General features: G+C 62.7%; 14 protein-coding genes. 4 read left to right on the top strand and 10 right to left on the bottom strand.

Going from position 1 to position 21,769, the window contains the following annotated elements; all coding sequences use genetic code 11:
• Positions 1-6 precede the first annotated feature (6 nt).
• Together GPK39_RS06400 and GPK39_RS06395 are read left to right on the top strand one after the other, a co-directional pair.
• Complete coding sequence (locus tag GPK39_RS06400; RefSeq protein WP_215674499.1) at positions 7-1,047, top strand: Gfo/Idh/MocA family protein; 1,041 nt, start codon at positions 7-9, stop codon at positions 1,045-1,047.
• A 411-nt stretch (positions 1,048-1,458) separates the two neighbouring features.
• Positions 1,459-3,606, top strand: coding sequence for a Tex family protein (locus GPK39_RS06395; RefSeq protein ID WP_215674497.1), 2,148 nt, complete (start codon positions 1,459-1,461; stop codon positions 3,604-3,606).
• A 380-nt stretch (positions 3,607-3,986) separates the two neighbouring features.
• Here the strand turns inward: GPK39_RS06395 and GPK39_RS06390 are convergent, their stop codons facing one another.
• The gene (locus GPK39_RS06390; protein WP_199576330.1) at positions 3,987-4,691 is read right to left on the bottom strand and encodes a transaldolase; all 705 of its coding nucleotides are present in this window, start codon (positions 4,689-4,691) and stop codon (positions 3,987-3,989) included.
• 193 nt (positions 4,692-4,884) lie between these two features.
• Positions 4,885-5,712, bottom strand: coding sequence for an HAD-IIB family hydrolase (locus GPK39_RS06385; RefSeq protein ID WP_215674495.1), 828 nt, complete (start codon positions 5,710-5,712; stop codon positions 4,885-4,887).
• Between the two features lie 75 nt (positions 5,713-5,787).
• On the opposite strand from GPK39_RS06385, the gene rlmKL reads away from it, so the two are divergent.
• The gene (gene rlmKL, locus GPK39_RS06380; RefSeq protein ID WP_215674493.1) at positions 5,788-8,355 is read left to right on the top strand and encodes a bifunctional 23S rRNA (guanine(2069)-N(7))-methyltransferase RlmK/23S rRNA (guanine(2445)-N(2))-methyltransferase RlmL; all 2,568 of its coding nucleotides are present in this window, start codon (positions 5,788-5,790) and stop codon (positions 8,353-8,355) included.
• Positions 8,356-8,450: 95 nt separating this feature from the next.
• Here rlmKL and GPK39_RS06375 read toward each other — a convergent pair whose 3' ends face one another.
• The 5 genes from GPK39_RS06375 to GPK39_RS06355 all read right to left on the bottom strand — a co-directional run bounded on the left by GPK39_RS06375 (position 8,451) and on the right by GPK39_RS06355 (position 14,224).
• On the bottom strand, positions 8,451-9,164 hold the full coding sequence (locus GPK39_RS06375; RefSeq protein ID WP_055286278.1) for a response regulator: 714 nt from the start codon (positions 9,162-9,164) through the stop codon (positions 8,451-8,453).
• 4 nt (positions 9,165-9,168) lie between these two features.
• Positions 9,169-10,794 (bottom strand): ATP-binding protein, encoded by a 1,626-nt coding sequence (locus GPK39_RS06370; RefSeq protein ID WP_215674491.1) that lies wholly within the window; start codon positions 10,792-10,794, stop codon positions 9,169-9,171.
• 111 nt (positions 10,795-10,905) lie between these two features.
• A complete protein-coding gene (locus GPK39_RS06365) occupies positions 10,906-11,100 on the bottom strand; it encodes a hypothetical protein (RefSeq protein ID WP_118450240.1) in 195 nt (64 codons plus the stop codon).
• Positions 11,101-11,161: 61 nt separating this feature from the next.
• On the bottom strand, positions 11,162-13,189 hold the full coding sequence (locus tag GPK39_RS06360) for a KUP/HAK/KT family potassium transporter (RefSeq protein WP_117840327.1): 2,028 nt from the start codon (positions 13,187-13,189) through the stop codon (positions 11,162-11,164).
• Positions 13,190-13,348: 159 nt separating this feature from the next.
• Positions 13,349-14,224 carry a nitroreductase family protein gene (locus tag GPK39_RS06355; RefSeq protein ID WP_215674489.1) on the bottom strand — a complete coding sequence of 292 codons (876 nt, stop codon included), beginning with the start codon at positions 14,222-14,224 and terminating at the stop codon, positions 13,349-13,351.
• A 213-nt stretch (positions 14,225-14,437) separates the two neighbouring features.
• Between GPK39_RS06355 and GPK39_RS06350 the strand changes: the two genes are divergently transcribed.
• On the top strand, positions 14,438-16,738 hold the full coding sequence (locus GPK39_RS06350) for an LTA synthase family protein (RefSeq protein ID WP_215674487.1): 2,301 nt from the start codon (positions 14,438-14,440) through the stop codon (positions 16,736-16,738).
• Between the two features lie 621 nt (positions 16,739-17,359).
• Here the strand turns inward: GPK39_RS06350 and bilS are convergent.
• The 3 genes from bilS to GPK39_RS06335 all read right to left on the bottom strand — a co-directional run bounded on the left by bilS (position 17,360) and on the right by GPK39_RS06335 (position 21,752).
• Complete coding sequence (gene bilS / locus GPK39_RS06345) at positions 17,360-17,911, bottom strand: flavodoxin family protein BilS (RefSeq protein WP_215674484.1); 552 nt, start codon at positions 17,909-17,911, stop codon at positions 17,360-17,362.
• A gap of 127 nt (positions 17,912-18,038) precedes the next feature.
• The gene (locus GPK39_RS06340) at positions 18,039-19,898 is read right to left on the bottom strand and encodes an ABC transporter ATP-binding protein (RefSeq protein ID WP_215674482.1); all 1,860 of its coding nucleotides are present in this window, start codon (positions 19,896-19,898) and stop codon (positions 18,039-18,041) included.
• Positions 19,899-21,752, bottom strand: a complete 1,854-nt coding sequence (locus tag GPK39_RS06335; protein WP_215674480.1) for an ABC transporter ATP-binding protein — start codon at positions 21,750-21,752, stop codon at positions 19,899-19,901.
• Positions 21,753-21,769: the final 17 nt, after the last annotated feature.

Genomic DNA, 21,769 nt, shown 5'->3' with positions numbered 1-21,769 from the left:
GTCGAAATGTCTGAACTCAACCCCGTCCGCATTGCCGTTATCGGCGCCGGCGCCATGGGCCGCAACCACATCCGCTTTGTCACCGAGGAGCCCGAGGCCGAGCTCGTCGCCATCGCCGACGCCTTTGAGGGCGCCCGCGCCACGGCCGAGGCCGCCGGCGTGCCGTTCTTCACCGATCCCGCCCAGATGATGGACGAGGTCAAGCCCGAGGCCGTCATCATCGCCACGCCCAACGACCTGCACCTGGGCGTTGCCCGCGAGGCCATCAAGCGCAACATCGTGCCGTTGGTCGAAAAGCCGATCTCCAACGACCTGGAGGATGCCCAGGCCTTCGCCGCCGAGGCCGAGACCGCCGGCGTGCCCGTGCTCGTGGGCCAGCACCGTCGCCACAATCCCTTCGTCAACAAGGCCAAGGAGATCATCGAGGCCGGCGAGCTGGGCAAGCTCACCGTGTCGAGCTTCCACTACATGATCTATAAGAATGACGAGTACTTCGATGTCGAGTGGCGCCGCAAGAAGGGTGCCGGCCCGATCCTGGTCAACCTGGTGCACGACGTCGACCTGCTCCGCTACCTGCTGGGCGAGCCCGTTGCCGTCCAGGGCATGCAGTCCAGCGCCGCCCGCGGTTTTGAGACCGAGGACTCCGCCGTGGTCAACGTCCGTTTTGCCGATGGCGCGCTCGCAAGCATGACCATCTCCGACGCCACCGCCAGCCCCTGGAACTGGGAGGCAACCGCTCGCGAGGACCCGCAGTACCGCCCCTTCGACGCCGACGCCTACTTTATCGGCGGCACTAAGGGCGCCCTGTCGCTGCCCCGCCTGCACCAGTTCTCCTACGACGGCGCCTCCAACTGGCACAAGCCGCTGCAGATGGAGATTCCGGCTGTGGACCCGGCGCTGCCGCACAAGATGCAGCTCAAGCACTTTGTGAAGGTCGTCCGCCGCGAGGTCGAGCCCGTCGTGACCCCCGCCGACAACGTTAAGACGCTCACGCTTCTCAACGCTATCAAGGAGGCCGCCGAGACCGGCCAGCTCGTCGAGCTGTAATGCCTTAAGAGCGACCGCGGCAGAAACCCCATGCCGAACCCTTCGGTCCGTCACCAACAAGCCCCTCTTCTTTGCCCCGCGAGCAGCCTCCTGCCCGCGGGGCATTTTGCTACCTTGCCGACGATTTTTCTGGGGCGGGGGCTATTTTGCACCTCGGCTTGATTCGTTCGCCACGAAATGGGCCTATCTACTACGCTTAACCGATCGCCCTCAACCATGCCGAATTTCGCGAAATTAAAACCGCAGGTAGACAGCTTGCGTATTCTCGGAAAACCGGGGAATGGTCGACCCATACGGGTTAAACGTAGTAGATAGGCCGTTTTCGTGGCGCGGCCCCAAAACAGTCTTTTGGGACGGGTGGTATCCTTGGTAGCTCTGTGCTGCAAACGCACCTTAAACGCAAGGAGTCCCATGGATCTTATCGCCCAGCTCGCCCGCGAGCTCGACCTTAAGGCTGACAACATCGAGGCAGCCGTCAAGCTCATCGACGAGGGCAACACCATTCCCTTTATCTCACGCTACCGCAAGGAAGCCACGGGCGGCATGGACGACGTCGCCCTGCGCGCCCTCGACGAGCGCCTGTCCTACCTGCGCAATCTTGAGCAGCGCAAAGAGGACGTCATTCTGCTCATCGACGCCCAGGGCAAGCTCACGCCCGAACTCGAACAGCAAATTCGCGAGGCCACGCAGCTCCAGCGTGTCGAGGACCTCTACAAGCCCTACCGCAAAAAGCGCATGACCCGCGCGCAGAAGGCCCGCGAGGCAGGTCTGGAGCCGCTCGCCAACATGATCATCATGCAGGCCTCGGCCAAGGGCAGCGCGCTCGACGCCGCCGCGGCATACGTCAACGAGGAGGCCGGCTTCGACACACCCGAGAAGGCGCTCGCCGGCGCCGCCGACATCGTGGCCGAGACGGTAGCCGAAGACCCCGAGAACGTCGCCGACCTGCGCGCCTTTACGCAAAACACCGCCGACATCGTCGTCGAGGCCACCGACCCCGCCGAGAAGACCCCCTACGAGCCGTACTACAGCTATGATGAGCCGCTGCGCCGTATACCCAACCACCGCGTGCTGGCTATCGACCGCGGTGAGCGCGAAGGCAAGCTCCGCGTGCGCGTGAACGTCGACGGCGCTGCCGCCACGGCGCGCCTCGGCAGCCGCTGGCCACGTCGCCAGGGCGTCTTCGCGCCCGTCTTTGACGCCGCTATCGCCGACGGCTACAAGCGCCTCATGGCTCCCTCGCTGGAGCGCGAGGCCCGCGCCAAACTCACCGTTCGCGCTCAGACCGAGGCCATCAATGTCTTTGCCAAGAATCTCGAGGGCCTGCTCTCGGCGCGCCCCGTGCGCGGCGCCCGCGTGCTCGCACTCGATCCGGGCTACCGCACCGGTTGCAAGGTCGCCGTCATGGACGAAACCGGCAAGCTGCTCGACCACGGCGTGGTCTACCCCACCAAGCCGCGCCACGACGTCGCCGGCACCAAGCGCGAGCTCGCCCGCCTCGTCAAGAAGGATGGCGTCAACACCATCGTCATCGGCAACGGCACCGCCAGCCGCGAGACCGAGGAAGTCGTCTCGGAGTTCATTGCCGAGCAGGCGCCCAGCCTTCGCTACACCATCGTCAATGAGGCCGGCGCGTCGGTGTACTCCGCCTCCGAGCTCGCCAGCCAGGAGTATCCCGACCTGGACGTCACCGTGCGTGGCGCCATGAGCCTGGGCCGCCGTCTACAGGACCCGCTGGCAGAGCTCGTCAAGATCCCGCCCCAGTCCATCGGCGTTGGCCAGTACCAGCACGACCTTGACCAGGCCGAGCTTTCGCGCACCCTGGGCCATGTGGTGGAGGACGTCGTCAACCGCGTGGGCGTCGACGTGAATACCGCGAGCGCAAGCCTGCTGGGATACGTATCGGGCATCACGCCGAGCGTGGCCAAAAACATCGTGGCCTACCGCGAGGAAAACGGTGCCTTTACCGATCGCCGCCAGCTTAAGAAGGTCCCCAAACTAGGACCCAAGGCATACCTCAACGCCGCGGGCTTCCTGCGCATCAGCGGCGGCAAGAACCCGCTCGACGCGACGAGCGTCCACCCCGAGAGCTACGAGGTGGCCACGTCCGTCCTGGAACGCGCCGGCGTTAAAGCCAGCGAGCTCAGCCGCGGCGGCGTGCCCGACATCGAGCGCCGTCTGGGCAGCATCTCAACGCTGGCTAGCGATCTGAACTGCGGCACCCTCACGCTCATCGACATTGTCAACGAGCTCAAGAAGCCCGGCCGCGACCCGCGCGATGACGCGCCCGAGGTGGTCTTTAGCCGCTCGGCGCTTTCCATCGACGACCTGGAGCCCGGCATGGAGCTCAAGGGCACGGTGCGCAACGTTGTCGACTTTGGCGCCTTCGTCGACGTGGGAGTGCACCAGGACGGCCTCGTACATATCTCTAAGCTGGCCAACCGCTTTGTCAAGCACCCCAGCGACGTCGTGCGCGTCGGTGACACGGTCAAGGTGTGGGTCGAAAAGGTCGATCGCGACCGCAAGAAGATCTCGCTCACCATGGTGCAGGGCAAGTAAACCGCCAAAGCAAAGGTACCCCCTGTAGCGATGTGCAAAATCGCGAGTATTCTGCAAATTCCACCGTTCCGGATGCCCCTCAGAGACGAAAAAGCAAAAAACAGCCCCCGTTTTAGCGTCGTCAGAGCCAAAACGGGGGCCGTTCCGTGCTTTATCTAGCTGGTAAAGCCTTTACCTTGCTGAATACTCTCAATTTTGCACGGCGCAGGCGGGGGTACCTTTGCCCACGGCAGGATATGGAAGCCAAGCGCCAACTTGCTGGCAAGCTCGTGTCGGCAGCCCCGGCCTTTCCTTTGCCTAGCGCGACCCTCGCGAAGCGCGTGAGCGATAGGGAAAGGAAAGGCCGGGGCGAGCAGCCCGCGGCGTAGCCAGTGTTCGCGTTACGGCAGAATATGGAAGCCCAAAGCGGCGATATCCTTGGCAAAGCCGCGCACGGTGTCGAGCGAGACCTCGTACGGGTCGCGACCAATGTTCTTGCGCTTGGCCAGGATGCTGTTGGGCACCGTGATGATCTGGCAACCGCAGGCCTCGGCCTGGTAAATGTTGATGAGCTCGCGCGTGGACGCCCACAGGACCTCGCAGTTGGGCTTTGCGGCGGCCTTCTTAACCGACTCCGTCATAAACGGAATGGGGTCGACGCCGGTATCGGCGATGCGGCCGGCAAAGAGCGAGATGATGGACGGCGTCTCGGCGTCGACGGCCTCGACCATCTCATCGACCTGCGTAGGCGTAAAGATGGTGGTGACGTTGACCTTGATGCCGTCGGCCGAAAGCTTGCGCACCAGCTCGGCGGTGGACTCGCCCTTGGTAGTCACGCACGGAATCTTGACGTAGACGTTCTCGGCCCAGGTAGCGATCTCGCGGGCCTCGACCTCCATGGTCTCGACGTCGTCGGCAAAGACCTCGAACGAGACGGACACATCGGTGATGTGGGTCAGGACCTCCTTGGCAAACGCGCGGTAATCCGTCACGCCGCCCTTCTTCATAAGGGACGGGTTGGTCGTGAAACCCTGAACGTTGCCGTTCTCGTACATGTCGAGCATGCCCTCGAGGTTTGCACCGTCAGCGAACACCTTGATTGCCATCTGCCTGATTCCTTTCGTTAGCATACGGCCAATAAACTGCTAAACACTTTACCTACGTTTATCAAGGCGTGAGCTGCAGTTTTTTATCTTCTCGGCGAACGGTATAAACACCTCAGTGTTTGGATTGATAAATCGATTGAGCATGCAAAAGCAAAGAGTCGCAGTTTGGGCAAACGTCAGAACGCGGGATTCATTAGATGAGGCCGAAATGCTGCATCGCTGTGACGGTACCGTCGTGTGCGACATCGTCGGTCACGTAGTCGGCGACCGCCTTGACCTCGGGCATGGCGTTACCCATGGCCACGGCTGTCTCGACGGCGGCGAGCATGCCCAGGTCGTTGCCCGAATCGCCAAAGCCAAAGGTGCGCGCATTTCCCTCGCGGCCCAGATACGCCAGCGCTCGCGCAACGCCCACGCCCTTGTCAATGCCCTTGGGGCTCAGCTCGCGATTCTGGCCACCGGTGTTGCACAGCTCAAACTCGCAATCGATAAAGCCGTCATCATTGGCTACGCGAGCCAAACTGGGCACATTGAGGCATACCTTGCCCACGCGCAGACTGCCGTCGACGCGCATCTCCTCGGCGTTGTGCACCACAGAAGTGCCGATCAGAGACGACTGCTCAACACCCGCGGGTTCCAGGGCAAAAGTAGCCACGTTGGTCTCGAAAAAGGCCTCAATCCCTGCCGCGGCCATACGGCGCGCAAGCTCCTCGATAACGTCCTCGTCAAAGCAGTCCTCATGCACCACGCGACCCTCGACCTCGAGCGTGGCGCCCGCCATGGCAACGACACCCGCAGGCTCCAAAGCACGCAGGCCATCGGCAATCAGCCACAAGGGACGACCCGTGCAGATAAACGCCTTGTGCCCTGCGTCGCGCAGACGATGAAACGCCTCGATCACCGCCTGCGAGGGGCGAACCGCCGAAAAGTCCTTATCGGTCATATCGTCGGGATCGAACGACGTTAGCGTGCCGTCCACGTCAAAAAAGAGCACAGCGGGTTCGGGACACGCATCAATCATATGGGTTCCTTTCGAGGATAAGGGCAAACGAAACATCCATCATATAATGGAGCGACGCAACCAGAGAGGTCACCCATGGAATTTTACGCAAGCTGCCCCGAGGGCTTTGAGTCCGCACTCGCCGATGAGCTTAAACGCCTCGGGCTTTCGCATGTTCGCCGGCTGAAGGGCCGCGCTACATTTGAGGGCGAGCTCGAAGAAGGCTACCGCGCCTGTCTGTGGTCGCGCCTGGCGAGCCGTGTGTTCGTGGTACTCGGGCGCTTTGAGGCGCAGGATGCCGATGAACTGTACGATAGCGTTTACGACATCGCCTGGGAGAGCATCGTCCGCCCCGGCGCCACCATCGCCATCACCGCCCGCGGCGTGACCGAGCAACTGCGCAACACGCGCTTCTCGGCCCTGCGCGCCAAAGACGCGCTGTGCGACCGCCTGGCCGAGACCACGGGACGTCGTGCCGACGTCGATGCCGCCGACCCCGATGTTCACCTACTGCTTTCGCTGCGTCAGCGTCGCGCGAGCATTAGCCTGGACCTTTCGGGCGACCCGCTGTTCAAACGCCTGCCGCCCGCAGCGACCCGCGCCGGCGAGGGCACGCACGTGCTGCGCCCCGACTACGCCGCCCTGGTGCTGGCGCAGGTCGGCTGGACCGCACTATGCGAGCGCGAGCTGACGGCCGACGATTACGAGAACGAAGCCCTCCCCACGCTGATCGATGCCTCGTGCGCCGGCGGCGGCCTGCTGCTGGAGGCCGCGAACATTCTGACCGACCGCGCCCCGGGCGCCGCACGCGAGCGCTGGGGCTTTGAGGGCTGGCAGCTGCACGACGCCGCTCTGTGGGAGCAGCTGCTTGCCGAGGCGCGCGAGCGCGAGGCGGCAGCGCGCGAGCGGCAGGCGCGCATCGTGGCCGCAGACATCGACCCCGCCGCTCGCAAGACCGCCGAGCGCATGGTCAAGAGCGCTGGTTACAAGCGTTTTGTCGACTTTTGCGCCGCCAAGTCCGCCACCGTGCTGGACCATGCTGGCGCCGTCGCCGGAGCCGCCGTAGTCGCAGACACCACCGAGACACCGCTTTCACTCATGCACGACGCCATGACGCTGGTCGGCGAGCTGCGCCGCGCGCCCGAGCTTTCCGCGGCGCCGGTCGCCGCACTCACCCGCGATGGCCTTATGGCCCGCGCGCTCCATGCCGAGCCCGCGCGCTCCATCGCCGTCATGCCCAATAACGAAGAGGCAACTATTGAGGTTTGGCCCTCGCTCGACCACGCCGCCGCAGCGTTTGAGGCTGCGACCAGTGCGGATGCCGAGGCCGAGGTTGCGGATGCCAACGAAGCCAACGACAAAGCCGCCGCTTCCTCCATGCCCGAACCTGCCGCCACGCTCGACCTGGGTGACGGCAAGCCGTTGCCCGTGCTCATTCCCGAGTCCGAGCAGTTCGCCAACCGCCTGCGCAAGAATGCCCGCCTGCGCCGCAAGTGGGCAAAGCGCGAGGGCGTGAGCTGCTACCGCGTCTACGATGCCGACCTGCCCGATTACTCCGCCGCCATCGACCTGTACGAGGGTTGCCCGCAGACGCCGGGCCGCTGGCTCGTCATCGCCGAATACGCCGCGCCCAAGACCATCGACCCCGCGCTAGCCCAGGCCCGCATGCTCGACATTTTGGCCATCGCGCCGCGCATCCTAGATGTTCCCGCCGAGCATGTGCACGCCAAGGCCCGCATGCGTTCGCGTGGCGGCTCGCAGTACGGCAAGCAGGGCGCCGGCAAGGGCGGATCGGGCGAGCGCGCCAACATCGCGCGCCGGCGTCTGCCGCTCATCGAAGAAGGCGGGCTCACCTTTGCCGTCAACTTTGACGACTACCTGGATGTGGGCATCTTCCTGGATCATCGCGTCACGCGCAACCTGGTGCGCGAGCACGCCAAGCAGGCGCGCCGCTTCCTCAACCTGTTTGCCTACACCGGCACTGCCACCTGCTACGCGGCCGATGGCGGCGTCGAGGAGACCGTGACGGTCGACCTTTCCAACACCTACCTGGACTGGGCCGAGCGCAATATGCGCCAGAACGGCTTTGTTGGTCCGCAGCATCATTTTGTGCGCGACGACGTGCTCGCCTGGATTCGCGACCAGCGCCAGACGCGCAACCGCTGGGACTTGATCTTTGTCGACCCGCCCACGTTCTCGAACTCGTCCAAGATGGGCCGCCGCACCTGGGATGTCCAGCGCGACCATGTTGAGCTTTTGGCCGGCGTATCGCGCCTGCTCGCACAGGGCGGCCACGCCATCTTTAGCTGCAACCTGCGCGGCTTCCGCCCCGAGACACGCAAGCTCGCGCGCGCGGGCGTGGTGCTGGAGGACATTACGGCGCAGACCATCCCCGAGGATTTCGCACGCAACCAGAAGGTGCACCACTGCTATATCGTGCGCCGCCTGCCCATTGAGGACGCCATGGCCGAGGTCGGCTTTAGCGCCGAGGAGATTGCCGAGCGTGTCGAGGAGCTGCGCAACCCCGAGGCCCGCAAGCCTCGCGCGGCAGTACCCGCGCACGCGCAGGCCGGAGACCGAGGGCCGCGCGGCGACGGCAAACCCTCCCCCGCCGGCAAGCCCAAAAAGAAGAAGTTCTACGCCAGCAAACCCAGGGGCAAATAAACAAAGTTGCGGTGGAATATGGACTGTTTGGCCGCCAAATAGGCCATTTCCGTCCGTATTTCACCGCAACTCATATTGGGACGGTGGTTGGCGATCTAGCCTTGGGTGACCAATCGGTAACCGATGCCCACGTGTGTTTGGATATAGCGCGGGTGCGCGGGGTCGGACTCGATCTTCTTGCGCAGCGTGCCCATAAAGACGCGCAGGCTCGCCAGGTCGCTCTTAGTTGCCGTGCCCCAAATCTCGTGCAGGATAAACTGGTGCGTTAGTACCTTGTCGGCGTTATGTGCCAGCAGGCACAGGAGCTTATACTCGATCGGCGTCAGATGCAGTTCCTCGCCATCCATCGTGGCGATGCCGGCATCAAAATCGATATGCAGCTCACCGGTATCGAACGAGCCCTCGGAGGCAACACCGCCCGTTTGCGCATACGAAAGGCGCCTGAGCGTCGTGCGAATACGCGCGAGCAGCTCCTCGACCGAAAACGGCTTGGTCAGATAGTCGTCAGCACCGGCATCGAGCGCGCGGATTTTGTCCGCATCCTCGCTGCGCGCCGAGACCACGATAATCGGCATGCCCGACCATGCGCGCACCGACTCCACCACCTTGACGCCGTCCATATCGGGCAGGCCCAGATCGAGCAGCACAATGCTCGGCGTCTGCGACGAGGCGGCGGCGATGGCGGCATGGGCGGTCTCCACGGCCATATGGCGCAAGCCGTGCGCCTCGAGCGCAGCAACAATAAGATTGCGAACGGCAGGGTCGTCCTCAACGACCAAGATGAGCGGTTTTACGGCAGAGTTCGGCACGGCGCTACTCCTTATCAAACGAAACGTCGGCGGCAGGAAGCTCAATCGTAAAGACCGAGCCGTGCGGGTCCGCCGCGGCAACCTCTATGCTACCGCCATGCGCCAGCGCAATGGAGCGGCAGAGCGAAAGACCCAGGCCCACGCTGCGGTGACTGTCAGCCAGACCGTGGTTGGCGGTGTAGAACGACTCAAAGATCCGCTCGCGGTCCTCGGGTGCGATGCCCGGACCATCATCGACCACCGAGCACGCCACGCGTCCATCGTCGACGCTAATCGAAATCATGATATGCGAGCCTGTGGGCGTATAGGTGATGGCGTTGTTCACCAGATTGACCACCAGCTGCACCATCAGGCGTGCATCGACGTTGACGAGCGCCGGCTCATCGCACGCCACCACCTTAAGGTCGTGCTCGCGCACGGCAGGGTTCACGTGGCGCAGCGCCTCCTCGACGATATCGTCCATGAGCTCGAGCGTGGTCGACAGGTGCATGCCGCCGCCCTCGAGCTTGGTGATGGCGAGCAGGTTCTCGACGGTGGCGTTGAGCCACAGCGCATCCGAGCGAATGGATAGAAGAAGGCCACGGCGCGTCTGGGCATCGAGAACCGCGGTGCCGGTCGAGCCCTGATCGAGCAGCACGTCGGCATTACCCGAAATACTGGTAAGCGGTGTGCGCAGATCGTGCGAGATGGAGCGCAGCAGGTTGGCGCGCAGCTGTTCGTTTTTGGCGAGCACCGCCGCCTCCTCGCGGGCCTCCATAGCGCGGGCGCGATCGAGTGCCAGCTCGCCTTCGCTCACGATGGCATCGGCAAGTGTTCGCTCCTCGTGCGTCAGCACGTCGCGCTCGGCAACGATAGCCAGCACGCCCACCACCGAGGCGGGGTCGCCCGAGCGCGCGAAGCCGTCGCCCGTGCGAACCGTCAGGTAGATGCCATAAAACGCCGAGCCGCCATAGGTGGCATCGAGCGGCGTTCCCACATAGGCGGACGCCGAGAGCCGCGGCGGCATCTGCGGCGCCAGTTCATGCACCGGCGCGGCATCGCCCACGGCCGTGTAAGTCGCGCGCGGCAGCAGGTCATCGCCCTCGGCGTCGGCGCTGTACCACACGACCGGACAGCCCGAAAGACGCGCCAGCTGCGTTGCCATGGCATGAACGATCTGCTGCTCGTCGGCGCACTGCTGCAGCATGCGGTTGGTCTCGAGCACCATATGCGTGCGGCGGTCGCTGGCGGCAGCCTGTGCCAAGGCGCGGCGCAGGGCCAACGCAATCGAGCTCGACACAAGCGAGACCACGAACATGATGAAGAACATGCCGGGATAGCCGCGGTCGATAAGCGACAGCGAGTAGCGCGGGTCGACAAACAAGAAGTTGTAGAGCGCCACGGCGGCAGCCGAGCTCAGCAAGCAATACAGGCGACTCCAGGTAAAGAATGCGCACAGCTGAACGGCGAACACATAGACGATCATGATGCTCGGCGCGAGACCCGGATGGTCGAGCAGCGCGCCCACAATCGTCGCCGCGACCAGCAGTCCCACCGATACGCAGGCGTCATACAGAGGAGTGCGGCGCGCCAGCGTTGTGCGCCGCCACCAAAAGTTATCGGCAATATCGCCGTCCGTACGGACGTCCATCAGCGCCCCGCTCCTCTCTCAAAAACAAAAACCACCACAAAGGGACAGGCACCTTTGTGGTGGTTTCCCTTGTGGTGGTTCCAAGTGTATAGCCTTTGCAGCCGGCGGTCGCTAGACAAACAGCACGTGCGCGAGCAGGGCACACACGCACACCGCTCCAAATACCAGTGCCACGATCGAAATTACGCGATCGGCCATATCCATGTTGGCACGGTTCGTCAAAAACCGATCTTCGGCGGCGTCGGCGCGTGCCTCACGTACCAGCTCGGCAACCACCTCGCGGCCATCAAGCATCTTTGCATCCATGTTTGCCTCCCCGGTCTCAATCTTGTCCATCGAAAACCAACTCCGTGCAACCCGTCGGCGCCTACGGCCGCTCGTTGGGGGCCAGGCGCTGCATCTTGTTCACGGCCTTGAACTTGGTGAACAGCGGCACGTACTCAAAGCTCACGTTGGAGTTCTCCAGGCCGTACCAGCGTGCAGGCGTGCCGGCGGCGCGGCGGATGATGTACTTGAGCGTGATGGCCGTACGCTCGCTCGGCTCCACATCGCTTTCGGGCGCCAGAAGCTTACGGATCAGGACGAACTTGAACGTACCGATGTTGCCCGGATCCTTGTAGACCGAGTAGTCATGCGTCTGCGCCGGCAGCTCGCCGGTGGCAGCCAGGTCCTGAACGACCTGACGCAGATAGGCATTGACGCGCTGGTTGATCTTGTAGCCCAGGTACAGATGCACGCGGAACACGTAGTCGGTGCCGAACGTCTCGACCGAATAGGCAAAGGTATGCGGCTCGTCCATGGTCTCGACATTCACGAACCACCAGGCGCGAGCGCGCTTGGGATGCTTGTCCAAGATCGAATAGACGATATCACGGTCGATGTAATCGGTATGGGTGTCCTTGGTCAGGTACACGATGTTGTCGCTCAGGCGCTCGTAGCGATCGTCATCGCGCAGGCGCTTGAGCTGCGGCAGGTAGCTGCGCAGCGGCAGCAGCGTAAACTGGCGCTGCTCGACCGCCGTGCCGTTGTACCAGCACACCATAATGCCCATGATGAGTGCAGCCATGAGGATGGTGAAGTAGCCGCCGTGGAAGAACTTGGTGAGCGAGCTCACGAAGAAGAAGCCTTCGAGCAAAAGGAAGAAGGCCGCGAAGATCCACGGAGCAACCTTGAGCTTGCGCTCCTCGTGCAGGTAGAAGAAGAGCAGCAGCGTGGTGCACATCATAGTCAGCGTAATGGCAAGGCCGTAGGCGGCTTCCATATGCGCCGAGTTCTGGAACAGCAGCACCACGATGACGCAGCCCACGAGCATGACGTTGTTGACCATGGGGATGTAGAGCTGGCCCTTGGTCTCGGCAGGGTAGAAGACCTGCATGTGCGGCATAAGGTCCAGACGGCTGGCCTCGGACACCAGCGAGAATGCGCCGGTGATGAGCGCCTGCGAGGCAATGATGGCCGCGACGGTGGAAAGGCCTACGGCAAACGGGCGCAGGCCCGGGGCGAGCATCTGGTAGAACGGGTTGAGGTCGGCAATGCCCATGAGCTCGGGGTTGGCAGCGTTGTTCATAAGCCAAGCGCCCTGGCCCATATAGGAAAGCAGCAGGCAGCACTTAACGAACGGCCAGGTAGCGTAGATGTTGCCGCGGCCGACGTGGCCCATGTCGGAGTAGAGCGCCTCGGCACCGGTGGTGGCGAGGAAGCAGCTGCCCAGAATCATGATGCCCGCGTGGTTGTTGGGGCTCAGCAAAAAGGCGATGCCGCGCACCGGGTTGAGGCACAGCAGCACGGCGGGGTGCTGGAAGACAAAGAACAGACCCGTGCCGCCCAGGAACAGGAACCACAGCGTCATGATGGGGCCAAAGGCGTGACCGATCTTGGCCGTACCGATGCGCTGTACCAAGAAGAGCACGATGATGATGGCGAGCGTAATGGCGACGACGCGGCCCTGGTCATCGCCCAGCACGGCATGGACCGCCGGGATGGTGCGCAGGCCCTCGATGGCCGTGGTAACGGTAACGGCCGGCGTGAGGATGCCGTCGGCGAGCAGCGCGGCGCCACCTAGCATGGCGGGGATGATAAGCCACTTGCCACAGCGCTTGACCAGACTGTACAGGGCAAAGATACCGCCCTCGCCATGGTTATCGGCGCGCAGCGAGATGAGCACATACTTGATGGTGGTCAGCAACGTGACCGTCCACACGACAAGGGAGAGCGCGCCGAGCACGAACTCCTCCGTGACGCTTCCGATGCCGCCGTTGCCGGCAACGAGCGCCTTGGTTACATACATAGGGCTGGTGCCGATATCGCCGTACACCACGCCCAGCGTGACGAGCATCGCCGAGATGCTCACAGGAATCGCAGCGTGCGAAGCTGCCTCCTTGGCCTTTTGTTCCATAAGCCGGTTTCCTCCCAACTTTAATGTTCGAAGGAATTATAGGTAATCGGCCCATGTTTGAATGGCACTGTTTTCCCAGCTAGATAAACATTTATACGGCCTTTAAGCCACCTCGGCGATATGGAATGTGACAAAGGGACTGTCTCTTTGTCGCATCCGTCATTTTCCGAGCCAATTTTTGAACCACCACTCCATGGAGCGGCTCATCTCGGCCATAAAGGGACTCGTGTGCTTGCGGGTATAGATGTCCACGACGCGCTCCCCCACCACGCGGGCATGCGGACGGAACATCGCGTCCATCTCGGCCACCTGCGCGTCCATGGTCGCGGCATCGGCGCGGCAGTAGCGCTCCTCGTGCACCAGGTTCACCACGGGATGCGCAATGGCCGGACGCTCCTTACGGGGCGTGCCGATGATGAGCATCGACAGCGGCATGGTATAGGGCGGCAAGTCCAGCAGCTCGGCAACTTCCTCGGCATTCTCGACGATATCGCCGATGTAGCAGCTCCCCAGCCCCAGGGCCTCGGCGGCAACCACGGCGTTTTGCGCAGCGATCACGGTGTCCTGGGCCGCGATGGCAAAGTCGCCCAAACCCGGCGCGCGGCGGGGCGCCTTGCCCGTACGCTCGACAAACTCGGGCTCAAAGCAGCCCACGTGCTCAAACAGATCGATCCACTTGGCATAATCGACCACAAATATTAGTGCCCAGGGCGCCTTGGCGATCATGGGCTGGTGATCGCACAGGTCGGCGAGGCGGTCCAGCGTAGCCTGCTCGCGGATGCTCACGATGGAATACATCATCATGGCGCCCGCCGACGGCGCGCGGCTCGCCGCATGCAAGATCGCCGCCCGCTGCTCGTCGGTCACCGCCACGGGACGGTCGTCGTCATCACGCGCGAAGGCACGCGTGGACGAGCGATGCTCCAACGTGTCCAGCACCGCGTTGCCCGTGGTCTCGACCGGATAGCCGCCCGCGTCCATGCCCGCAGCTCCGCCGCAGTGCTCGACGCCCGTCATACAAGTCTGCTCACCCATAGCCCCATCCTCGCCATTTCTTTAAGAAGCCTTTACGTTTCCGTGTAATTCCCGTCCATTATCGCGCAGGCCGCCACTACATTGCGCCACACCGCCGCACGTGCGCGTTAATATGGCTGGTTGTTGTGCGCAGCCACCAATTGCAGCGCATATCTTGGTAACAATCGGGTAAACCCCCGCTTTCGTACGTTTTAGTTTGTGAGGAGTCTCAGCATGTTCGCTGCCGCCATCTCGCTCGTCGGTCTTGCGGCGACCGTCTACCTTGTCTTGCGCGAGGCCAAGGCCATTCGCGCTCAGTCGGGCACCGTTGCCAAAAGCGCTCTTGGGTGGAGCGTCGTCTTCGGCCTGTTCCAGGTCTTTTTGACTATTTGGGGCGCCATTGGCCTCGTCGCCCAAAACGAGCCGCTCGCCTTTGTGATGCTCATCCTGACCAACGCCATCCTCACCGGATGCGCCTGGGCCAGCATCGCCCGCGATCGCATCGCCCCGCGCGTCTTTGCGTTCGCCAAGCCCGACGCCCCCGCCCCCACCGGCAAGCTCGCCCGCCTGCGCGGCGCCTTTGTGGGCAAACCACTCGTCGCCGCCGTCCTGTGCCTGCTGCTCGCCGGCGTCTTTGCGCTGCTGGGCATGGAGGTCTCGTCCAACCACGACTTTACCTGGGTCTACCACCTGTGCATCCTGCTCGAGTGGGCCATCATCACCGTGCTCATGATCGGCTTGTTCTTCCTGTTCCAGCGCCACGGCGCAGCTCCCGCGGTCCTGGCCTTTGCCCTCTTTGTCCTGGGCATTGCCGAGTTCTTCGTCATCACGTTTAAATCCATGCCCATCCAGCCGGGCGACCTTTCGGCCATCTCCACCGCCGCCGCGGTCGCCGGCACCGGCTACACCTTCTCGATCTCGCTGTTCTGCGTGCTGTCCATGGGCTTTACCGCCATCGCCATGCTGCTGTGCGAGTACGCCGGCCTGGTGGCACCGCACCGTCAGAAGGGTGCCGCCAACGCCAAGCGCATGCTGCTCACCAACCTGCTCGTCGCCGTGCTGTGCCTGGGCGGCGTGACCGCGCACGTCACCCTCATCGACTACTACAACACCCTCGGCATCACTGTCTACACCTGGCGCCCGCTCGAGAGCTACTGGCGCGAGGGCTACCTGCCCGCCTTTATTAGTGCGGCACAGTCCATCAAGCCGCCCAAACCCGCCGACTACTCCGTCGACGATGCCAAGGCCACGCTCAAAAAGTACGCCAAGGCCTACGACAAGTCCGACGCGGCCGAGAGCGACGAGCGCGCCGCCGCAAAGGAGCAGTTCGACAGCGAGAAGCCCACGGTCATCGCCATCATGAACGAAACCTTCTCGGATCTTTCGATCTACCAGAACATGCGCGCCGGCTACGAAGGCCCGCAGTACTTTAAGAACCTGTCCAACTGCCTCAGCCGCGGCAAGCTCTACGTGAGCGCCTACGGCGGCGGCACCGCCAATACCGAGTTTGAGTTTATGACCGGCAACTCCATGGCCAACCTGGGCTCGGGCGTGTACCCCTACACCATCTACAACATGGAAACGACCGGGAACCTGGCAGAGCAGTTCAAGTCGCTCGGATATTCCACCACGGCCATGCACCCCAACCACGCCACCAACTGGAACCGCGAGAACGTCTACAAGGACTTTGGCTTTGACCAGTTCCTGTCCATCAACGATTTCCAGGGCGCCGATACCCTGCGCGGCATGGTGACCGACCAGGCTACCTACGACAAGATTCTTGAGATGCTCAACCAGAACGCCGATCCGCAGTTTATCTTCGACGTGACCATGCAGAACCACTCGGGCTACGATACGGGCCTGCTGCCGGTCGACAAGCAGATGCACCTGAACATCGACACGACCGACCTAGACGCCAAGACCATCGAGGACGGCACGCTCTCCGATGTCGACGAGTACGTCTCGTGCATCGAGCAGTCCGACCAGGCGCTGCGTTACTTCCTCAACGCCCTGAGCAAACTCGACCGCAAGGTGGTCGTGGTGTTCTGGGGCGACCATCAGCCGTTCTTCCCGTCCAAATTCAACGATAAGTGGTTTACCGGCGAGGACGACGCCACCCACCAGGAGCGCTTGTGGCAGACCGACTACATCATTTGGGCTAACTACGACGTTGCTGGTTGCGACCAGACGAGCGAGGTCGACGACCTGTCCACCAACTACCTGTCCACGCAGCTTATGCAGCTGATCGGCGCCCCGCTGACCGACTACCAGAAGGCGCACATGACGCTGCGCGAGTCGCTGCCCGCCATCAACTCCGTGGGCTACGAGGACGCTAGCCTGCGTTGGGCGCTCTCCTCCAACGTCACCGGCGACGACGCCGAGGCCGCGGCTGCCACCAAGGCGCGCGAGGATTACGCCAAGATGCAGTACTACGAGATGTTCCGCGACGGCAAGAACGTCTACACCGAGCACTTCCAGACCGAGGCCAACGAGACCGACCCCAACCTGGCGCCAGGTACGACCAAGATCAAGTAGCAGCGCGTCTTAACTGGTTCGTCTGCCCGGCGACGCGGAACGTAAGGTTCCCTGCTCGGACAGTCCTGCGCAAGACGGAGGCCACATTAAGTGGCCTCCTTTGCGTGCGGAACTCGCGATGAACCTTATATGCCTCCGCCCGGACAGACGCCCTGTTGTTGGAGCGCGGCTTGTCATGGGGATACCCGCAGCATATACAAGTTAAAGGCCACGTCATGTGGCCTTTTTTGAATCCGGAAACCGTGTCCCAGAATTCACGTCCGGAGTGGGATGCAGTTTCCGCTTACGGCCCCGTTGGGAAACTCCATCCCACTCCGATCGCAAATTCCGGGTCGCATTTTCCACCAGATCCCTCAACCGGAAATTGCATCCCACTCCAAAGGCAAATTCTGGGACGCACTTTCCGAAACCCCATCCATCAGGAAAGCCCTTCCCACTCTGAATACATCCAGCGAACGTATGCGAGCGTGTTGTCCAGAACGGCCTCGTCATCGAGGTGATGGAAAATGTCACCCCAAACGCTTGCCACGGTTGCGTCCACAAGTGTCAAGAAAAAAGCCTCGAGAATCTCGAGGCTTTCACGTTTGTACGATTGAACGCGCGGCACCGCGAACGACGAAGCTACTCGCCCAAAACGGCCTTTTTGGCGGCTGCAGCCATGTTGTCCAGATCTTCCTTGGTGGGATGGTCCTTCGCGGCAACCCAGTTGTCGAGCAGCATCTTATAGCGAGCGTTGTCGGGATCTTGCTCGAGCATGGCCTCGTAGCGCTGCTTGACCGCGGGGCCCATCTTGCCCTGGCACATCGCCCAGCCCGCAAGCTCGGCATCCCCAGCCAAATTGGAAGTCACGCGATCAATAATCTGCTGGTAATAGCTCTGGTCGGCGCCAAAACCGCAGGTGCCAAACAGGAAGACGCGCTTGCCGTGCAAGGCGGAGAGCAACGCCGCGACCGAAGGCGTGCACGCGCCCTTGTCGCACCAAAAACCGACGAGCACCGTGTCGGCCGTGCAGGCGCCCTGCGCCTCGAGCGCAACCTGATCTGCATCCGCATCGTCGCTCAACGCCGCGGCATGGACAAACTCAACACCCGCAGCCTGCAGAGCGCGCTTGATCGCGCCCGAAACCATCCTAGTATTACCGCTCTTGCTGTTAACCACCAAAGAGCACGTCATAGTCACGTTGCCTCGTTTCCCCCAAAACTAAAGCCACTAATGCAATTTATTAGATGAATATCTTAGTACTAACGTGACAGATGTAAACCACCGTCTGTCGATTGATTAATTTGCCCCACGGGCTTGCTCACTGGGCGAATTGGCTGCGATAGAGTTCGGCGTAGAAGCCGCCTGCCGCTAGCAGCTCGTCGTGCGTGCCGCGCTCGATAATCTGCCCGTCGCGCATCACCAGAATGCAGTCGGCGTTGCGGACGGTGCTCAGGCGGTGCGCCACGACAAAGCTTGTGCGACCGGCCATGAGCTCGTCGAATGCCGCCTGCACCTGCAGCTCGGTGCGGGTATCGATACTCGAGGTCGCCTCGTCCAGCAGCAAGATAGCCGGGTCGGTGAGCATGACGCGCGCGATGCACAGCAGCTGTTTTTGACCCTGGCTAAACGTGCCGCCGTCCTCGCCGATGACCGTATCGTAGCCGCCTGGCAACTGCACGATAAACTTGTGCGCGTGCGCGCGCTTGGCGGCTTCGACAACCTGCTCGCGCGTAGCTCCTGGGCAACCGTAAGCGATGTTGTCCGCCACCGTGCCCTCGAACAGCCAAGTGTCCTGCAGCACCATGCCAAAGGCACGGCGAAGGCTTGCGCGCGCGTAGTCACGCGAAGACCGGCCATCGACCATGATGCGTCCGGCATCGATATCGTAAAAGCGCAGCAGCAGGTTGATGAGCGTCGTCTTGCCGCAGCCCGTGGGGCCGACCAGGGCAAAGCGTATGCCGGGCTTAGCCTCGATGCAGATATCCTGCAGCAGTTTGCGGTCGGGCACGTAGCTAAAGTCCACATGCTCAAAGGTCACCTCGCCCTGCGGGACGGCAAGTTCCACGGCATCCTCCGCATCGGGCTCCTGCTCGCGCGCATCGAGCAGCGCAAACATACGGCGCGCCGAGACGTACGCGGTCTGGATCTGCGTAATGACGTTGGTGACCTCGTTGAACGGCTTGGTGTACTGGTTGGCGTAGGACAGGAAGATCTGCACGCCGCCCACCGTAAGCGCCGCGGGCACGCCCGTGATCACGCCCACGCAGCCGATCACAGCGACCACGGCATAGATGATGTTATTGATAAAACGCGTACCGGGGTTGGAGAGCGAACCCATAAACTGCGCGCACTCGCCCGCGGTGTAGAGCTGGGCATTGAGGGCATCGAAGCGCTGCTGAGCGTTGGGGCCATAGGCAAAGGCGTCGACAAGCTTTTGCTCGCCCACATACTCCTCGATATGACCACCGAGCTGCCCTTGAATGCGCTGCTGAGCCGTAAAGCTCTTGTTGGAGAGCTTGGCAATAGCACCGGCAGCAAAGATGGAAAGCGGCGTGACGAGCACCACCACGAGCGTCATGGTCAGGTTAATGGAGAGCATAAACGCGAGCGTGCCCACGATGGTGATAACGCCGGTGAAAAGCTGGGTAAAACCCTGCAGCAGGCCGTCGCCCACCTGATCCACGTCGTTGACCACGCGGCTCATAAGGTCGCCGTGGGCATGGCTGTCGATAAAGCTGAGCGGCATACGGCTGAGCTTGTCGCTCGCCTCCACGCGCATGTCGCGCACCGTCTCGTAGGACAGGCGGTTGACGCAGTAGCCCTGTAGCCACTGGAAGGCCGCAGCACCTACGACGACAATCGCGAGCTTGGTAACGAGCGGCAGCAGTGCGTCAAAGTCCACCTGCCCGGCGGCAACGATCAGGTCGATGCCCTCGCCGATGAGGATGGGCGTGTAGAGCTGCAGAATCACGGAGATGGCGGCGCTCACAAACGACGCAACAAACGAAATGCGATGCGGACGAACGTAGCCCAGCAAGCGGCGGGTCACCGCACCCACGGGATAGCGCTCGGGATCGCCGGGCTGGCGCGGACCGTCACCCAGGTCGTTGAGGTTATCGTTGCCGGACACGTTGGCCGTCATCGTGGCGACCGAACCGGAGGAAGTGTACGGATTCATTTAGCAGCCCTCCTTTGCGCAGACGGATGCGGGGGCGGTCGGAGCGGACGCGGGCGTCGTGCTCCCCTGCTGGCCCTCGAGCTCCTCGCGGCGAAGCTGCGACTGGCAAATCTCGCGGTAGAGCTGGCAGGTCGTGTAGAGCTCATCGTGCGCGCCCAGGCCCGCGACCGAGCCGTGGTCGAGTACGCAGATCATGTCGGCGTCGCGCACGGTCGAAACGCGCTGGCTTACGATCACCGTAGTCAGCGGCAGCCCGCCCTCAGCAGCGCCACACACGCTGCGCTCGCGGATGGCATGGCGAAGCGCCGCGTCGGTCTTAAAGTCGAGCGCCGAGGCGGAGTCGTCCATGATCAATATCTGAGGCGAGCCCACCAGGGCGCGCGCGATGGTCAGGCGCTGGCGTTGGCCAGCGCTGAAGTTCTTGCCGCCCGCCTCGACCGGGGTATCGAGCCCCTGCGGCTTGTTGCGCACGAACTCGCTCGCCTGCGCCATGTCGAGCGCCGCCCAGAGATCCTCGTCGGTCGCAGCCTCGTCGCGCCAGGTCAGGTTGCTGCGGATGGTGCCGCTCACCAGCGACGCGCGCTGCGGGACGGTCGCGACCACACGGCGCAGCTGGTCGAGCGGCCAGGTGCGCACGTCGGCGCCCATCACGCTCACGCTGCCGGTGCTCGCATCGTACAGGCGCGGGACGAGCGAGACGAGCGTGGACTTGCCGCTGCCCGTGCCGCCGATAATGCCGAGCGTCTTGCCCAGCGGCAGCTCCAGGGTCACATCGTTGACGGCATTTGCCGCGCCCGCGCCAAAGGAGAAGCTCGCATGGCTCAAGCTCAGCGCGGAGACCGGGGCGTCGACGTCCGTCGCGGGTGCCTGGGGCAGTGCGACCGGCTCGTTATCCTCGTCGGTGATGCTCGGCACGCAATTGAGCACCTCGTTGATACGCGACGCGCTGGCGCTCGCCTTGGTAAAGACCACGACCAGGTTGGCGACGTACACGATGGAGGTGAGCGTCTGCGTCATGTAGTTCACAAACGCCATGACCTGACCCTGCGTGAGCTCGCCCACGTTGACCTGGATGCCGCCCACCCACAGGATGGCGCACACACCCAGGTTCATCACCAAAAACGTCACGGGGTTGAGAATCGACGAGAGCTTGCCCACCGCGATGGCAGTATTGGCCTGGTCATCGGCAGCTTGGGCAAAGCGCTCACGCTCGTGGTCCTCGCGCACAAAGGCGCGAACCACGCGGGCGCCCGAAAGCCCCTCGCGGCAAATGAGCGCGATGCGGTCGAGCTTTGCCTGCAGCTGCTTGTAGTACGGAATGCAGCGCGCCATGACAAACCAAAACACCAGGCCAATGGCGGGCGTGCAAATCAAAAAGATCATGCCGAGCTTAAGGTCGATGGCAAGGGCCGCGCACATAGAGCCCACCGCCAAGAAGGGCCAGCGGATGAGCATGCGCACGCCCAGCGCCACGGCAAGCTGCACCTGGTTGACGTCGTTGGTGATGCGGGTGATAAGCGACGGCGTGCCAAAGCGGTCGAGTTCGGCATAGCTCAACTTGTTGATGTGTTGGTAGAGCGCACCGCGGATATCGGTGCCCATGCCCTGCGAGGTGAGCGCCGCCATCTTTTGGCAGACGAGCGTAAACGAGATGCCGATCACAGCCATGGCGCCAAGCAGCATACCGTAGTGGACGACGGCGTTGACATCGTGTGCGCCAATACCCTTATCGATCATCTGGGCAATCACCAGCGGCGTCAGCAGGTCAAAGATCACTTCGATCAGCTTACACGCAGGGCCAATCACCATATACCGGCGAAACTTACCACCAAAACGCCTGAGCAGCTCAATCATGTATAGGCGCTCCCTAT

It is taken from the genome of Collinsella aerofaciens (assembly GCF_018785245.1).
In the GTDB taxonomy this organism is placed as follows: Bacteria; Actinomycetota; Coriobacteriia; order Coriobacteriales; family Coriobacteriaceae; genus Collinsella; species Collinsella aerofaciens_AD.
This window is presented reverse-complemented; position numbering and strand designations above follow the sequence as displayed.